The sequence below is a fragment of the Nocardia sp. NPDC004654 genome (assembly GCF_040609595.1).
Taxonomy (GTDB): Bacteria; Actinomycetota; Actinomycetes; order Mycobacteriales; family Mycobacteriaceae; genus Nocardia.
Window position 1 is genome coordinate 875,236 of sequence record NZ_JBEXKI010000001.1, and the last position, 15,305, is coordinate 890,540.

Here is a 15,305-nt window from a genome sequence, read left to right on the forward strand (position 1 = left end):
GGTGCGGTGTTCATCGATATTCTCGCAATCGAGGCCAGAGACCGACGCCGACGTAGGCGGCGGCGACGATGCCGAGCGCCATGGCGCCGGTCGCGAGATAGTCGAGTACCCGGACGGCCTGGGAGATGTCGTCGCGCAAGGTGTTTCGCGTATCGGTGATGCCGTCCCCGAGCGAGCGGTCCAGCGCTTCGACGTGCGCCGTCGACTGGGCCGCGCCGGGTCCGGTGGCCACCGCGGCCGCGCCGATGAAGTCGCCACGCGCGAGCGCTTCGTTCATCCGGTGGTGCGACGCGCGCCAACGGTCCAGCGCGGCACGGGCACTCGCGACGCTCTCGGTGGCGGGCGCCGCATGCGGGTAGCCGCCGAGCAACTCGTCGAGGCGGGCGATGCCGGCGTCGAAGGTGCGGTCGTAGTAGCCGGTCGCATCGCGCCGCACCAGTTTCAGCGTCTCCGCGGCGCGCGCCTGCTGGGCGAGGATGCGGCCTTCGATCAGCCGGGAAGCGGGCACGGCGCCGTCGTCGCGTCCGCTGATCATCGAAGTGGCCGAGACCGATCCGGCGATCACCGTCCACGCCAACAGAGCCAGCATCGCGGCGGAGGCGAGCAGCAGACCGGCGTTGAAGGTGCGCCGCCACCGTCGCGCCAGCTGGGTCTGCGCCCAGACCAGCACGGCGAGCACGAGGATCAGCAAGCCGATGGCCATCCACGGCGGACGGACGTGGGCCCGCTGCGCCGCGTTCACGGCCTCGGCGCGGTGGTCTTGCAGCTCCTCGGCCATCGGAAGCAGGGTGGTCTGCATCTGGTTCGACGCTTCGCTCAAATAGGCCGCTCCGACCGGATACCCGCTGCGGTTGTTGGTGCGTGCGGCCTCGATCAGCCCGGCGTACACCGGTAGCTCGGTCGCGATGCCGGTGCGCAGCCGCACATCCGCGCCAGGATCGGGGTGGCCGACGGTGTGCCCGGACTGGGCGACCAGCTCGGCCGCCGCCTCGCCGACCGCCTGGGAGTATCTGTCGCGCACCGCTTCCGGCTCGACGCCGCCCGAGATGAACGCGGTGCTCGCGGCCGCGTCGGCGATGGACAGCGACGTGTAGAGGCGGTGCGCGGAGTGCGCGTCGGGCTCGGTGTCGTCGAGCAGAATGCGTAGCGCTTCTTGGCGATCGCTCACCATCGACGCGGTCACCGCCCCCGCGGTCAGGCACAGGCCGATGAGCAGCAATCCGATGGCGATCAGACGGCCGGGCGAAGAATTCGCGAAGGACCGCAGGTTGGCGGGATCGAGGTGCTCGCGGACCGTCGCGGCGGACACGGCGCCGAACGGCAGGCGCGCGGGCTCGGCGGCGGCCGACGGCGGCCGCCCGGCCGCCAGCTGCTCGGTCCGAGCCATCGTCCACCTCCGGGTCCGCGTCCCACCTGTGCCCCTGCGTCGCAGTTTATTGTGGTCCTACCGGTGCCGTGGCGTGTCGAACACCCCCTGCTGTCCGCTCTGCGGTGCGGACACGCCAACGGCTGGATGAGGATGGTTAGCGATGCGCGGTGACGGCGACGGGTGGTCGCGAGGCCCGGACGGCCTGAAGCATTGGGGGCGGTTCGGCGCTGCCGGATTGTTGCTGCGCGCGCCGCTCGCGGCGGGTGGCTCGGCGGTGCTGCTCCAGCACCGCGCCCTGTGGAGTCACCAGGGCGGCACCTGGGCGCTGCCCGGCGGCGCCCGCGACAGCCACGAGACCCCGGTGCACGCGGCGGTGCGCGAAGCCTGGGAGGAGGCGGGCATCCATCCCGTCGACGTCCGGGTGCGCGCCGAACGCATCACGGCGTCCGCGCTCAGCGGCTGGACCTACACCACGGTGATCGCCGACGCGGTGATGACCTTGCCGACCAGCGCCAACCGGGAGAGCGTCGAACTGGCCTGGGTGCCGGAGGACGAGGTCGACGCGCGGCCGCTGCATCCCGGTTTCGCCGTGGCCTGGCCCGCCTTGCGTGCGGTCCCGGCCCGCGCCAGCCTCGCCGAGCTCGACGACTCGCGTGCCCTCGCCGCGGCCCTTCCGCGCACCGTCGACCTCGCCGACCAGGGATTCATCTGGCTGCACTCGGATCCCGAAGGGCCGGGCGGCGTCGCGCGGATCACCGAGAACGAACCCGAAGCCGGAGAACTACCGTCCCCCGTCGCCGTGCTCTCGCTGACCAGAGGACAGATCCTGGGCTGACTACGTCCTGCTGTTGGCGAGCAGCGCGGACTTCAATTCGCGGGCAGCGGCCTCGGGATCGCGGGCCTCGGTGATCGCCCGCACCACCACGATCCGGTCCGCGCCCGCCGCGAGCAACTCGGGCAGCCGCTGCTGATCGATGCCGCCGATGGCGAACCACGGCCTGGTCGGGTGCGCGTCGGCGGTGGAGCGGATCAGCTCGATGCCCGCGGCCTGGCGGCCGGGCTTGGTCGGCGTCGACCACACCGGACCGGTGCAGAAGTAGTCGATGTGCTCATCGATGGCGGCCAGACCGGCCTGTGCCCTGTTGTGCGTCGAGCGGCCGATCACCACGTCCGGTCCGAGGATGCGGCGCGCGTACCAGGGCGGGAGGTCGCCCTGGCCGAGGTGCAGCACGTCGGCGTTCGCGGCCAGCGCGATATCGGCGCGGTCGTTCACCGCGAGCAGCGCGCCGTGCCTGCGAGTGGCGGCCTTCAGCTCCGCGAGCGCGCCGAGTTCCGCCTTGGCCTCCATCGGCCCGAACTTGGCCTCGCCCGGTGATCCCTTGTCTCTGAGCTGGATGATGTCGACCCCGCCCGCGAGCGCGGCTTCGGCGAACCTGGCCAGATCGCCCTTCTCGCGCCGGGCGTCGGTGCACAGATAGAGCCGCGCGGTGGCCAGGCGCTCCCGTGGCGGCAGCGTTCGGTTCGGGAGGGAGGGTTGCACGTCTTCGACGGTAGCCGCGCTACCGTGGGGATGCGAACAGGAGGCGGGTCGGGCGCGGCGGCCGCGGCGCGCTGACATGGCGCCCGGGTACCCCCCGCGGATGAGGTAGGTGGACAGAATGCGGACTCTCGCCGTCGTCGGTGGCGGCGCCATCGGGCTGGCGGTGGCGTGGCGGGCCGCCGAGGCGGGATGGCAGGTCACGCTGTTGGATCCCGCCGTCGGATCGGGCGCCTCGTGGGTAGCCGGGGGAATGCTGGCGCCGCTGTCCGAGGGCTGGCCCGGTGAGGATCGCGTTCTGGAATTCGGCGCGGCCGCGCTCGCCCGCTGGCCGGAGTTCGCGGCGCGGCTGGAATCCGTCTCCGGCGCGGAGGTCTTCGTCGCCGACGAGACCCTGACCGTCGCGCTGGACGGCGCCGATGCCGCCGATCTGCGCACCGTCGCCGACTGGGTCGGCGGACACGGTCACGAGCTGCGCGTGCTGGACCGCGCGGGCGTCCGCGAACTGGAACCGGCGCTCGCGCGCACCGTGCGCGCGGGTTTGCTGGCGGCGGCCGAACCCGCCATCGACAACCGGCGCCTGCTCGACGGCCTGCGGCACGCCGTGGCCGCCGCGGGCGTCGAACTGCGCGCCGAGGAGGTCACCGATCTCGACGCGCTCGCCTTCGACCAGATCGTGCTCGCCGCCGGCGCCGCCTCGGCGCGGCTGTGGCCGGACCTTCCGGTGCGACCTGTCAAGGGGGAGATCCTGCGCCTGCGCCATCGGCCGGGCGCCGCGCCCGCGCCGCGGCGGGTGATCCGGGCCAGGGTGCACGGCAGGCCGGTGTATCTGGTCCCGCGCCGGGACGGAATCGTCGTCGGCGCAACGCAATACGAGGCGGGTTTCGACACGGCCGTGACCGTGGCGGGCGTCCGCGACCTGATCGCCGACGCCGAGGCCGTGCTGCCCGGCATCGGCGAATACGAACTGGCCGAGGCGGCCGCGGGTTCCCGGCCCGGCAGCCCCGACAACCTGCCGCTGATCGGCAGGCTCACCGACCGGGTGATCGCCGCCACCGGGCACGGCCGGAACGGCATGCTCACCGTGCCGCTGACCGTCGACGCGGTACTGAGCCTGTTGTCCGGCGCGGTCCTGCCCGAAGCGGAAGCCGCCGATCCACAACGCTTTTCGACGACGCCGAGAGCGTCGTCCCTATCCACCGCAGGAGGAGTTCGATGACCGCGACATCCGTCCCCATCGGCGTCACCGTGAACGGGCAGGATCACGAATTCGCCGAACCACTCACCGTCCGTGAGCTTTTGGCCCGCCTCGAGCTGCCCTGTCAGGGCGTGGCGCTGGCGGTGGACGGCGCGGTGTTCCCGAAGTCGCGCTGGGACGAGCCCGTCGGCCGCGGCTGGAGCATCGAGGTCCTGACGGCGGTTCAAGGTGGGTAACGCGCCGCTACGCATCGCCGACCGCGAGTTCGGTTCCCGGCTCATCATGGGCACCGGCGGCGCCGAAAGCCTCGCCGTGCTCGAGGAGGCGTTGGTCGCCTCCGGCACCGAGCTGACCACCGTCGCCATGCGCCGGGTGGACGCCGCGGGCGGGACCGGCGTGCTCGACCTGCTGAAACGCCTGGACATCATGCCGCTGCCGAACACCGCGGGCTGTCGCACCGCCGCCGAGGCCGTGCTCACCGCGCAGCTGGCCGCCGAGGCGCTCGACACCAACTGGGTGAAGCTCGAGGTCATCGCCGACGAGCGGACCCTGCTGCCCGATCCGATCGAATTGCTCAGCGCCGCCGAGCAATTGGTGGACGCGGGGTTCGTCGTGCTGCCCTACACCTCCGACGACCCGGTGCTGGCGCGGCGCCTGGAGGACGCGGGCTGCGCCGCCGTCATGCCGCTCGGCGCTCCGATCGGCACGGGTCTCGGCATCGGCAACCCGCACAACATCGAGATGATCGTGGCCGCCGCGGGCGTGCCGGTGATCCTGGACGCGGGCATCGGCACCGCGAGCGACGCCGCCCTCGCCATGGAGCTCGGCTGCTCCGCGGTGCTGCTCGCCACCGCCGTCACCCGGGCGAAGCACCCCGAGCTGATGGCCGCCGCGATGGCCGACGCCGTGCGCGCGGGCTACCTGGCCAGACAGGCGGGCCGCATCCCCAAGCGTTTCTGGGCTCAGGCGTCCTCCCCGGAGCTCTGAACCCACGCACTCAGGGGCGACTCATCCGCAAGGATGACGCGATTGACGTCTTTGTAGTGACGCGCGAGCCGCGGTTTTGCGGAATGCTGGACGGCATGATCGAACTGAGGGGCCTGACCAAACATTACGGCCAGACCGCCGCGGTTCAGGATCTGTCCTTCACCGTGCGACCCGGACAGGTGACGGGCTTCCTGGGACCGAACGGCGCAGGCAAGTCCACGACGATGCGGATGATCCTGGGCCTCGACAAGCCGACCGCGGGTACCGCGCTCATCAAGGGCAAGCCGTACCACGACCTGGATCATCCGCTACGAACCGTCGGCGCGCTGCTGGACGCCAAGTGGGTGCATCCCAACCGTTCGGCGCGCTCGCACCTGCAATGGCTCGCGGCGTCCAACGGCATCGCCAAGTCCCGGGTGGACGAGGTGCTGCGGCTGGTCGGACTCTCCGAGGTCGCGGGCAAGAACGCGGGCGGTTTCTCGCTCGGCATGTCGCAGCGGCTCGGCTTGGCGGGCGCCCTGCTCGGCGATCCCGAGGTGCTGCTGTTCGACGAGCCGGTGAACGGCCTCGACCCGGAGGGCATCCTGTGGATCCGCCGGTTCATGCAGCGGTTGGCGGCCGAGGGGCGCACCGTGCTGGTCTCCAGCCATCTGCTCTCCGAGATGGCGCAGACCGCCGAGCACCTGGTGGTGATCGGGCGCGGTCAGCTGATCGCCGACACCACCACGCGCGAGTTCATCGAGCGCGCCTCCGAACAGTCGGTCCGGGTGCGCAGCCCGCAGCTGGACCAGCTGCGCAGCCTGCTCACGTCCAACGGGATGACCGTCCGTGAGGACGGGGCGGGCGCGGACGGACCCGCGCTGCTGGTGGCGGGCGTCCCGAGCGACGCGGTCGGCAAGCTGGCGGGCGCGAACGACATCACGCTGTTCGAGCTCTCGCCGCAGCGGGCCTCGCTGGAGGAGGCGTTCATGCGGATGACGGGTGGTTCGGTGCAGTACCACGGCGAAGGTTTCGATCCGGCGGGAGCGACGGGCCCGGAGGCGGCAGCCGGCGTAACCACGAAGGGACCCGCGGACGCCGCGTCCTACACAGCGATGGGAGGTGCGCTCTGATGGGCGTGTTGGCAGCGGAACGAATCAAACTCACCTCGACCAGGTCGCCCTGGTGGTGCGCCGCCCTGACGGTGGTCTTCGCCCTGGGTATCACGGCGCTGTTCAGCCTGCTGCTGAACGTGTCGATGAACGCCTACCAGGACGACCCGACGATCGCGCCGGAACCGCCGTACGCGGAGAACGTGATGGCGGGCCTCGGCATCACCGGCGTCTCGTTCATTCCCGGCTTCGGCTACATCCTGATCATGATCCTGGCCGCGTTGGCGGTGACGAGCGAATACCGCTTCGGCACCATCAAGGCCACCTTCCTCGCCGCGCCCCACCGTTCCACGGTGCTGGTCACCAAGGCGAGCATGATCGCGGTCGGCGCCGCGGTGCTCTCCGCGATCCTGACCTTCCTCAGCTTCCTCATTCTGAAGGCGCTGACCGACAGCGATGTCGGCAGCAAGCTCAGCCTGACCGACGGCGACCTGAAGGTCTTCTACGCGGTCCCGATCTTCGCCGCGCTGGTCGTCTTCCTCTCGGTGGGCGTCGGCGCCCTGATCCGCCAGTCGGCGGGCGCGCTGTCGCTGCTGATCGTCTGGCCGGTGCTGATCGAGCCGATCATCGGCGCGTTCGGCAAGTACGGCCGCAACATCCAGGTGTTCCTGCCCTTCCAGAACGCGAACCGTTTCCTCGGTCTCGAGGACACCGGCTTGCCGTGGCACTGGGGCGCCTGGCCCGCGCTGCTCTACTTCGCGGCTTTCGTCGCCATCGTGTTCGGCGCGGCCCTGGTCGTGGTGAACAAGCGCGACGCCTGAGAAAACCGAAGACTGCCCGAGCTGCCCTCCCTCGCCGCTCGGGCTCGGGGGACGCGACCTTGTCGGGAGGTCCGCGTACCCGGTAGCACTGCCCGCCACTGCCCGGCGGACTGTGCGGGCCACCGGCCCGGCGCCCGGAGAAATCCCCCTTCGGCGCCGGGCCGGTGGCGCTTGTGCCTACCGGCCTCGGTCGTTCGGTGAGCGATACGACGGGCTCGTCCGGCCTGCTCTCCCTGTGCCCGCCGTCACTGCCGAAATGCTGATACCAGCAGTAGCATTAATTTGGAATCGGCAACCATCTCGCTATCGGTCTGCAAACCGGTCGGGATGGTCGCTCCGTCCGATCGGGAGGCGGCGGGAGGTGTCGGGTGGCGATCGCGAGTAGGCAGCAGCGGGCCGTGTGGCTGAGATACGCTCGGGGCGTGAGCGATACACCTTCCGGCGGTGCCGAGCCTGGGTCGCGGCCGGAGGACAACGGCGGTGTCGAACCCGAGGTCGTGATTCCGCTGGTGCCCGCCGAGGAGGCGGGCGGCGCCCGGCGTTCGGCGCCTCTTCGCAAGGCGCAGATCTCCGCGCTGATGAACGCGGCCAACCAGCGGCCGGACCTCATCGGGGTGCTGCGCAAAGCGCGCGAACAACTTCCGGGTGACCCGTCCTTCGGCGATCCGCTGTCGGTCAGCGGGCCGGGCGGCGCCCGCGCGGTCGCCAGGGCCGCCGACAAGCTGGTGGGCGACACCCCGAGCGCGGCGCGCGAGATCGGCTTCGGCGCGCTCCAGGTCTGGCAGGCCATGCTGGAGCGGGTCGGCCGCGGCAAGGGTAGCGAAGAAATAACTGTCATGTTCACCGACCTGGTCGCCTTCTCCAGTTGGTCGCTGACGGCGGGCGACGAGGCGACCCTCGAACTGCTGCGTGAGGTCGCCAAATCCATCGAACCGCCGATCGCCGAACGCGGCGGCCGGGTGGTGAAGCGCATGGGCGACGGGCTCATGGCCGTGTTTCCTTCGGCCGACCGCGCCGTGCGCGCCGCGATACAGGCCAGGCGCAACCTGGCCGACATCGATTTGCGCGGTTATCGCCCGCGGATGCGAATGGGCCTGCACACCGGTTCACCGCGGGAGATCGGCGGCGACTGGCTCGGCGTCGACGTCACCATCGCCGCGCGCGTCATGGAGGCGGGCAGCAACGGCAACACCATGATCTCCGAGGCCACCCTCCGGTCACTGGAGCCGGAGACACTCGCGGAACTGGGCTTGACCGTCAAGCCCTACCGACGCAGTTTCTTCGCGGCCCCGCTCAGTGGCGTACCGGAAGACCTGCGCATCTTCCGGTTATCGAGGAACTGAGTCAGCCCCTGGCTGGCGGAAACCGGAATCCCAGGTCGAGGCCGTGTCGGTTCTCCTGCGCCCGGTCATGGCCGACCTGGCGTATGGACGATCAGTGGGTCGGATGCGACAACGCCCCGGCCGAACCGCACGTATCGGCGGACGGACGGGGCGTTGTGGTATCCGAATTTCAGGCGACCCGCAGCCGGTTCGCCGGCTCCCGGTTACGGTTCATCGACGGCCGACCGCCAGCGGTCTGGTGAGCGGCGGTTCGAACCCGGTCAGCCGAGCGCCGGGCGGTCGGCGCGGAGGAACCTATTGTCGCACTTGCTATTACGCATTCCAGACGCCGGTGGCGGCGGTCTTGCGCACGTAATCGGCGAAATCGCCCGGCTTGCGACCCAGCCCGCGCTCGATGCCGTCCGTCACGTGGGCGTTGCGGCCGTCCAGCACCGTGGTGAACAGGTAGATGAGGAAGTCGACCAGTTCGTCCGGCAGGCCCTGGCTGCGCGCCGCGGCCGCGTAGTCCTCCGGCGCGACCTGCACGAACTCGATCGGACGCCCTGCGGCGGCGGCGATCTCGGCGACCGCCTCGGCGAAGGTGAGCAGCCGCGGGCCGGTCACTTCGTAGATCTGACCGGCGTGCCCGTCCTCGGTGAGGGCGGCGACCGCGAGGTCGGCGATGTCATCGATATCGATGAACGGTTCCACCACCTCACCGACGGGCAGTACCAGCTGACCGGCCTTGATCTCCTCCGCGAAGTGGCCTTCGTCGAAGTTCTGCGCGAAGAAGCTGGAGCGGATGACGGTCAATCCCGGATGCACCTGTGCGAGCAGCTCTTCCGCCGCCTGCGCCTCCTCCTCGCCGCGGCCGGACAGCAAGACCACCCGCCGCACTCCGGCCGTCGCGGCCATCTCCCCGAAGGCGCGCACCGTGTCGGGTGCGCCGGGGACCGCGAGATCGGGCTGGAAGGTGATGTAGACGGCCTCGACGTCCAGGAGCGCCGGAGCCCAGGTGGCTGGATTGTCCCAGTCGAACGGCGGCTGCGCCGATCGGGATCCGACCCGCACCTGCACCCCGCGCGCCCGCAGGCGTTCGACGATCCGGCCGCCGGTCTTCCCGGTGCCGCCGAGAACCAGTGTGTGTTTGGTGTTGCCGCTCATGACTTTTCCTTTCGCAATGGCACGAGCAATCGCCACTTCCGAGCATCGGATCGCGCGGCCTCCGTAACAACGACACGGTCGGCAACGGTCGTTCACATCGACTAAACAATCGAGAGCGAGCAAAAGTGTTGGAACGGAACGAAATCGAGGCGTTCTTGGCGGTGGCCGAGGAACTGCACTTCAGCCGGGCCGCCGAACGGTTGCGGGTGTCCACCGGCCGCATCAGTCAGACCATCCAGCGGATGGAACGCCGCATCGGCGCGCCTTTGTTCGAACGCACCAGCCGCCGCGTCGCGCTCACGCCCATCGGTCGGCAGTTGCGCGACGACCTGCGACGCGGTCACGAACAGATCCAGCAGGCGGTGCGCCGCGCGACCGATGCCGGCCGCGGCATCGAGGGCGTCCTCACGGTGGGCTTCGTGGGGGCCGCTGCCGGACAGTTGATTCTGCGCACCACGGAGAACTTCCGGGTCGAACATCCGGGCGCGGAGGTGCGCATCCGGGAGGTGCAGATCACCGACGGTCTGGACGGCTGGCGCAGCGATGCCTACGACATGGTGCTGATCAGCCGCCCTATCGACGAACCGGATCTGGTCACCGGGCCCACGCTGATCAGCGATCGGCGCATGCTCGCCATCCCCGCGAAGCACCCGATGGCCGGGCGGGAGTCGATCTCACTGGAAGACCTGGCCGAGTTCACCCTGCTGCGGATGCCGAGCAGCCTGCCGCAGTCGGTGCTGGACGACCGCATCCCGCGGCAGACCCCGAACGGTAGACCGATCCCACACGGCCGTACCGCGCACACCTTCCAGGAAGTCCTCACCATGATCGGAGCAGGCGCCGGCGCCTTCGTCTGCGGCGCCCAGGTCACCAAGTTCTACCTGCGCCCCGATGTCGTCTATCTGCCCATCGCCGACGCACCGCCGGTCGAATGGGGTTTCGTCTGGCGCGCCGCCCGCGAGACCGCCCGCATCCGCGCCTTCGACGAGGCCGCACTGCGCACCGCGAAGAAGGGGTTCGACTGATCGCAGTCGCTACGCGAAGCCCCAGGCTATGGCGCCGCCTGCGGCGAGGACGGCGCAGACCGCGAGGGAGATGGAGAGCGGGCGGGAGGTCTTCCACGTGGAGTACGCGCCGCCGATCAAGAACCCGGACAGGGCGAGCAGCAGGACAACGGTGAGGTCGGTGGACATGAGGCCATTCTGCTGGGTCCCCTGGGTTGCCCCTGTGGAGGGGCCTGACCTGCTTCAACTATTAACAAGCACGCGCGCTTGATTTTTTCGCGGGCGGATGTGATGCTGAACACCGGAACGCGAACTCCACCGCAAGGGAGGCCTCCGGCTGATGAGTAAGTTGGCCGCCGATTCGGATGTCATCCGCATCGGCAACTGTTCCGGGTTCTATGGTGATCGGCTCAGCGCCATGCGCGAGATGCTCGAAGGCGGGCAACTCGATGTGCTCACCGGCGACTATCTCGCCGAGCTCACCATGTTGATCCTGGGCAGGGACCGGATGAAGGACCCGAGCCTCGGCTACGCCAAGACCTTCGTCAAGCAGATCGAGGAGTGCCTCGGGCTGGCGCTGGAGCGCAATGTGCAGATCGTCGCCAACGCGGGCGGTCTGAACCCGGCCGGGCTGGCCGAGAAGTTGCGCAAGGTGGCCGCCGATCTCGGGCTCGACGCGAAGATCGCGCACGTCGAGGGCGACGATTTGCTCTCGCGCGCAAGCGAACTCGGCCTCGGCAGCCCGCTCACGGCGAACGCCTATCTCGGCGCGTGGGGCATCGTCGAATGCCTGAACGCGGGCGCCGACATCGTCGTCACCGGCCGGGTCACCGACGCCTCGGTGATCGTCGGCCCGGCGGCCGCGCACTTCGGGTGGGGCCGAACGGATTACGACGCGCTCGCGGGCGCGGTCGTCGCGGGCCACGTCATCGAGTGCAGCACCCAGGCGACCGGCGGCAACTACGCCTTCTTCACCGAACTAGCCGATCTCGGCAGGCCGGGCTTTCCGATCGCCGAGATCCGCCGCGACGGCAGCAGCGTGATCACCAAGCACGAGGGCACCGGCGGTGCGGTCACGGTCGACACGGTCGAGGCGCAGCTGATGTACGAGATCCAGGGCGCGCGCTACGCGGGCCCGGACGTCACGACGCGGCTCGACACCATCCGGCTCACCCAGGAAGCGCCCGACCGCGTGCTCATCAGCGGTGTCGCGGGCGAGGCCCCGCCGCCGCAACTCAAGGTCTCGCTGAACACCCTCGGCGGCTTCCGCAACGAGATGGAATTCGTGCTCACCGGCCTCGACATCGAGGCGAAAGCCGCACTGGCGCAACGGCAACTGGAGTCCTGGCTGCCGGTGCGCCCGGCCGAGCTGGAATGGACCCTCGCCCGGCTGGACCGGCCGGACGCCGACACCGAGGAGCAGGCCAGCGCGCTGCTGCGCTGCGTGGTTCGCGACCAGGACCCGAACAAGGTCGGCCGCGCCTTCTCCAGCGTCGCGGTGGAACTCGCCCTGGCCAGCTACCCGGGATGCAGCTTCACCGCCGTGCCGGGCAACGGCTCGCCGTACGGCGTGTACACGCCCGGTTTCGTGGACGCCACCGAGGTACCGCATACGGCGGTGGTGCCGGACGGCTCTCGCATCGAAGTCGCCCCCGCAGCGGAAACCGTGGCGCTGGACGGAGTTCCGGAACCCGAGCTTCCCGAGCCGTTGCCCGCCAACGAGACTCGCCGCGCCCCGCTCGGCGCCGTCGCGCTGGCCCGCAGTGGCGACAAGGGTGGTGACGCGAACATCGGCGTCTGGGTGCGCACCGACGAGCAGTGGCGCTGGCTGGTCCACACGCTCACCGTCGAGCGGATCAAAGAACTGCTGCCGGAGGCCGCGCCGCTCACCGTCACCAGGCACGTGCTGCCGAACCTGCGCGCCGTGAACTTCATCGTCTCCGGCCTGCTCGGCAAGGGCGTGGCCTACCAGGCCCGTTTCGATCCGCAGGCCAAGGGGCTCGGCGAATGGCTGCGCTCCCGTCACCTCGATATCCCCGTGGAGCTGCTCTCATGACCAGTGCCGTAGTCAGTCCGTGGAATACGCCGGAACGGCGCGAATTGCGCGCCACCGTGCGCGGTTTCGTCGAGCGCGAGATTCTGCCGTACCTCGACCAGTGGGAGCGCGACGGCGAGATCCCGCGCGAACTGCACAAGAAGGCGGGCGCGCTCGGCCTGCTCGGCATCCAGTTCCCCGAGTCGGCGGGCGGCTCCGGCGGTGACGGCGTCGACGCCATGATCGTCTGCGAGGAGATGCACCAGGCGGGCGCCTCCGGCGGCCTGTTCGCCTCGCTGTTCACCTGCGGCATCTCGGTGCCGCACATCATCGCCTCCGGCAACGAGGACCTGATCGAGCGCTTCGCCCGCCCGACCCTGGCCGGGGAGAAGATCGGCTCGCTGGCCATCACCGAGCCGGGCGGCGGCTCCGACGTCGGTCACCTCACCACCACCGCGCGCCGCGACGGCGACCACTACATCGTCAACGGCGCGAAGACCTACATCACCTCCGGTGTCCGTGCCGACTTCGTGGTCACCGCGGTGCGCACCGGCGGCCCCGGCTCGGGCGGCATCTCGCTGCTCGTGGTGGAGAAGGGCACGCCCGGCTTCACCGTCAGCCGCAAGCTGGACAAGATGGGCTGGCGCGCCTCCGACACCGCGGAACTGTCCTACGTGGACGTGCGGGTGCCGGTGGAGAACCTGGTGGGCCCGGAGAACTCCGGCTTCTATCAGATCGCGGGCGCGTTCGTCAGCGAGCGGGTCGGCCTCGCGGTGCAGGCGTATTCGCAGGCGCAGCGTTGCCTGGACCTGACCCTCGAATGGGTGCGCAACCGCGAAACCTTCGGCCGCCCGCTGATCAGCAGGCAGGCCGTGCAGAACACGGTGACCGAGATGGCGCGGCGCATCGACGTCGCCCGCGTCTACACCCGAGATGTGGTGCAGCGCAGCGCCAATGGCGAGACGGACCTGATCGCCGAGGTGTGCTTCGCCAAGAACACCGCCGTCGAGGCGGGCGAGTGGGTCGCCAACCAGGCCGTTCAGCTCTTCGGCGGCCTCGGCTACATGAGCGAGTCCGAGGTCGAGCGCCAGTACCGTGACATCCGAATCCTCGGCATCGGCGGTGGCACCACCGAGATCCTGACCGCACTCGCCGCCAAACGATTGGGGTACCAGTCATGACCCGCCTGCGCAGCACCCTCGACAGCGGCTCGGCGGAGTACACCGCCGCCGCCGAGGCGATGAACACCAAGCTCGCCGAGATCGGCGCCGAATTCGCCAAGAACGTCGCGGGCGGCGGCCCGGACAAGATGGCGCGGCACCGCAAGCGCGGCAAGCTGACCGCGCGCGAACGCATCGAACTGCTCATCGACGAGGACTCGCCGTTCCTCGAGCTGTGCCCGCTCGCCGCGTGGGGCAGCGACTTCCACGTGGGCGGCAGCGTCATCGCGGGCATCGGCATCGTCGAGGGCGTCGAATGCATGATCGTCGCACCGGATCCCACGGTGCGCGGCGGTACTTCCAACCCGTGGACGCTGCGCAAGAACCTGCGCATGAACGACATCGCCATGGAGAACCGGCTGCCGGTGATCGGGCTCGTGGAGTCCGGCGGCGCCGACTTGCCCACGCAGAAGGAGGTTTTCGTCCCGGGCGGCCGGATGTTCCGCGACCTGACGAAGCTTTCCGCGATGGGCATCCCGACCATCGCTCTGGTGTTCGGCAACTCCACCGCGGGCGGCGCGTACATCCCCGGCATGTCCGACTACACGGTGATGATCAAGGAGCGCTCCAAGGTCTTCCTCGGCGGTCCGCCGCTGGTGAAGATGGCCACCGGTGAGGAGTCCGACGACGAATCCCTGGGCGGCGCCGAAATGCACGCTCGGACTTCGGGTCTGGCCGACTACCTGGCCGCCGACGAGCAGGACGCGATTCGCATCGGCCGCTCCATCGTCAAGCGTCTGAACTGGAAGAAGCAGGGTCCGGCGCCGCGCGCGGAGGTGATCGAGCCGCTGTTCGATCAGGAGGAGCTCCTCGGCATCGTTCCTTCCGATCTGAAGATTCCGTTCGACCCGCGCGAGGTGATCGCGCGCGTCGTGGACGGCTCCGATTTCGACGAGTTCAAGCCGCTGTACGGCAGCAGCCTGGTCACCGGTTGGGCCGAGCTGCACGGTTATCCGGTCGGCATCCTCGCCAACGCGCGCGGTGTGCTGTTCTCCGAGGAGGCGCAGAAGGCGGCGCAGTTCATCCAGCTGGCCAACCAGTCGGCTACGCCACTGTTGTTCCTGCACAACACCACCGGCTACATGGTCGGCAAGGAGTTCGAGCAGAAGGGCATCATCAAGCACGGCGCGATGATGATCAACGCGGTCTCCAACTCGAAAGTGCCGCACATCTCGCTGCTGATGGGCGCCTCCTACGGCGCGGGCCACTACGGCATGTGCGGTCGCGCCTACGATCCGCGCTTCGTCTTCGCCTGGCCCAGTGCGAAATCCGCGGTCATGGGCGGTGCGCAGCTGGCCGGTGTAATCTCCATCGTCGGCCGGGCCGCCGCAGAGGCCAAGGGCATGCCGTTCAACGAGGAGGCCGACGCGGGCATGCGCGCCATGATCGAGGCGCAGATCGAGGCCGAGTCGCTGCCGATGTTCATGTCGGGCAGGCTCTACGACGACGGCGTCATCGACCCCCGCGACACCCGCACGGTATTGGGCATGGCGCTCTCGGCCATCCACAATGCCCCGATCAAGGGCGCCGAGGGCTTCGGCGTCTTCCGGATGTGAG

At 69.7% G+C, this 15,305-nt stretch carries 15 protein-coding genes; 11 read left to right on the plus strand and 4 right to left on the minus strand.

Going from position 1 to position 15,305, the window contains the following annotated elements:
- Positions 1–10 precede the first annotated feature (10 nt).
- Positions 11–1,387 (minus strand): hypothetical protein, encoded by a 1,377-nt coding sequence (locus tag ABZV58_RS03960; RefSeq protein ID WP_354998654.1) that lies wholly within the window; start codon positions 1,385–1,387, stop codon positions 11–13.
- Positions 1,388–1,529: 142 nt separating this feature from the next.
- Between ABZV58_RS03960 and ABZV58_RS03965 the strand changes: the two genes are divergently transcribed.
- Entirely contained in the window at positions 1,530–2,204 is a 675-nt protein-coding gene (locus ABZV58_RS03965) for an NUDIX hydrolase (protein WP_354998655.1), read from the plus strand.
- Here the strand turns inward: ABZV58_RS03965 and thiE are convergent, their stop codons facing one another.
- Entirely contained in the window at positions 2,205–2,909 is a 705-nt protein-coding gene (gene thiE, locus ABZV58_RS03970) for a thiamine phosphate synthase (protein WP_354998656.1), read from the minus strand.
- Between the two features lie 118 nt (positions 2,910–3,027).
- Here thiE and thiO point away from each other — a divergent pair, with 118 nt between their 5' ends.
- The 6 genes from thiO (at position 3,028) to ABZV58_RS04000 (ending at position 8,346) form a co-directional block, all read left to right on the plus strand.
- Positions 3,028–4,125, plus strand: coding sequence for a glycine oxidase ThiO (gene thiO, locus ABZV58_RS03975; protein WP_354998657.1), 1,098 nt, complete (start codon positions 3,028–3,030; stop codon positions 4,123–4,125).
- Entirely contained in the window at positions 4,122–4,340 is a 219-nt protein-coding gene (gene thiS, locus ABZV58_RS03980; RefSeq protein WP_253813837.1) for a sulfur carrier protein ThiS, read from the plus strand. The genes thiO and thiS overlap by 4 nt, the downstream gene beginning before the upstream one ends.
- On the plus strand, positions 4,333–5,091 hold the full coding sequence (locus ABZV58_RS03985) for a thiazole synthase (protein ID WP_354998658.1): 759 nt from the start codon (positions 4,333–4,335) through the stop codon (positions 5,089–5,091). The genes thiS and ABZV58_RS03985 overlap by 8 nt, the downstream gene beginning before the upstream one ends.
- A 95-nt stretch (positions 5,092–5,186) precedes the next feature.
- On the plus strand, positions 5,187–6,203 hold the full coding sequence (locus ABZV58_RS03990) for an ABC transporter ATP-binding protein (RefSeq protein ID WP_354998659.1): 1,017 nt from the start codon (positions 5,187–5,189) through the stop codon (positions 6,201–6,203).
- Positions 6,203–7,003: an ABC transporter permease gene (locus ABZV58_RS03995; RefSeq protein ID WP_354998660.1), complete on the plus strand. Its 801-nt coding sequence runs from the start codon at positions 6,203–6,205 to the stop codon at positions 7,001–7,003. The genes ABZV58_RS03990 and ABZV58_RS03995 overlap by 1 nt, the downstream gene beginning before the upstream one ends.
- Positions 7,004–7,581: 578 nt before the next feature.
- Positions 7,582–8,346 carry an adenylate/guanylate cyclase domain-containing protein gene (locus ABZV58_RS04000; protein WP_354999026.1) on the plus strand — a complete coding sequence of 255 codons (765 nt, stop codon included), beginning with the start codon at positions 7,582–7,584 and terminating at the stop codon, positions 8,344–8,346.
- A 312-nt stretch (positions 8,347–8,658) separates the two neighbouring features.
- Here the strand turns inward: ABZV58_RS04000 and ABZV58_RS04005 are convergent, their stop codons facing one another.
- On the minus strand, positions 8,659–9,489 hold the full coding sequence (locus ABZV58_RS04005; RefSeq protein ID WP_354998661.1) for an NmrA family transcriptional regulator: 831 nt from the start codon (positions 9,487–9,489) through the stop codon (positions 8,659–8,661).
- Between the two features lie 128 nt (positions 9,490–9,617).
- Here ABZV58_RS04005 and ABZV58_RS04010 point away from each other — a divergent pair, with 128 nt between their 5' ends.
- The gene (locus tag ABZV58_RS04010) at positions 9,618–10,514 is read left to right on the plus strand and encodes a LysR family transcriptional regulator (RefSeq protein WP_354998662.1); all 897 of its coding nucleotides are present in this window, start codon (positions 9,618–9,620) and stop codon (positions 10,512–10,514) included.
- 9 nt (positions 10,515–10,523) lie between these two features.
- Here ABZV58_RS04010 and ABZV58_RS04015 read toward each other — a convergent pair whose 3' ends face one another.
- Positions 10,524–10,682: a hypothetical protein gene (locus tag ABZV58_RS04015; RefSeq protein ID WP_354998663.1), complete on the minus strand. Its 159-nt coding sequence runs from the start codon at positions 10,680–10,682 to the stop codon at positions 10,524–10,526.
- Between the two features lie 151 nt (positions 10,683–10,833).
- Between ABZV58_RS04015 and ABZV58_RS04020 the strand changes: the two genes are divergently transcribed.
- Genes ABZV58_RS04020 through ABZV58_RS04030 form a run of 3 tightly spaced genes read left to right on the plus strand, consistent with a single transcriptional unit; the run spans position 10,834 to position 15,304 of the window.
- A complete protein-coding gene (locus tag ABZV58_RS04020) occupies positions 10,834–12,549 on the plus strand; it encodes an acyclic terpene utilization AtuA family protein (protein ID WP_354998664.1) in 1,716 nt (571 codons plus the stop codon).
- Positions 12,546–13,709 carry an acyl-CoA dehydrogenase family protein gene (locus ABZV58_RS04025; protein ID WP_354998665.1) on the plus strand — a complete coding sequence of 388 codons (1,164 nt, stop codon included), beginning with the start codon at positions 12,546–12,548 and terminating at the stop codon, positions 13,707–13,709. Before ABZV58_RS04020 ends, ABZV58_RS04025 begins: the two co-directional genes overlap by 4 nt.
- Positions 13,706–15,304 carry a carboxyl transferase domain-containing protein gene (locus ABZV58_RS04030; protein WP_354998666.1) on the plus strand — a complete coding sequence of 533 codons (1,599 nt, stop codon included), beginning with the start codon at positions 13,706–13,708 and terminating at the stop codon, positions 15,302–15,304. Before ABZV58_RS04025 ends, ABZV58_RS04030 begins: the two co-directional genes overlap by 4 nt.
- The last annotated feature ends 1 nt before the right edge of the window (position 15,305 follow it).

Bases quoted from the DNA above. Each gene is read 5' to 3' on its own strand.
- thiS (WP_253813837.1), top strand. From the start codon at position 4,122: ATGACCGCGACATCCGTCCCCATCGGCGTCACCGTGAACGGGCAGGAT.
- ABZV58_RS03990 (WP_354998659.1), top strand. From the start codon at position 5,187: ATGATCGAACTGAGGGGCCTGACCAAACATTACGGCCAGACCGCCGCG.
- ABZV58_RS04025 (WP_354998665.1), top strand. From the start codon at position 12,546: ATGACCAGTGCCGTAGTCAGTCCGTGGAATACGCCGGAACGGCGCGAA.
- ABZV58_RS03995 (WP_354998660.1), top strand. From the start codon at position 6,203: ATGGGCGTGTTGGCAGCGGAACGAATCAAACTCACCTCGACCAGGTCG.
- ABZV58_RS03965 (WP_354998655.1), top strand. From the start codon at position 1,530: ATGCGCGGTGACGGCGACGGGTGGTCGCGAGGCCCGGACGGCCTGAAG.
- ABZV58_RS03960 (WP_354998654.1), bottom strand. From the start codon at position 1,387: ATGGCTCGGACCGAGCAGCTGGCGGCCGGGCGGCCGCCGTCGGCCGCC.
- ABZV58_RS04020 (WP_354998664.1), top strand. From the start codon at position 10,834: ATGAGTAAGTTGGCCGCCGATTCGGATGTCATCCGCATCGGCAACTGT.
- ABZV58_RS04015 (WP_354998663.1), bottom strand. From the start codon at position 10,682: ATGTCCACCGACCTCACCGTTGTCCTGCTGCTCGCCCTGTCCGGGTTC.
- ABZV58_RS04005 (WP_354998661.1), bottom strand. From the start codon at position 9,489: ATGAGCGGCAACACCAAACACACACTGGTTCTCGGCGGCACCGGGAAG.
- ABZV58_RS04000 (WP_354999026.1), top strand. From the start codon at position 7,582: ATGAACGCGGCCAACCAGCGGCCGGACCTCATCGGGGTGCTGCGCAAA.
- ABZV58_RS04030 (WP_354998666.1), top strand. From the start codon at position 13,706: ATGACCCGCCTGCGCAGCACCCTCGACAGCGGCTCGGCGGAGTACACC.
- thiO (WP_354998657.1), top strand. From the start codon at position 3,028: ATGCGGACTCTCGCCGTCGTCGGTGGCGGCGCCATCGGGCTGGCGGTG.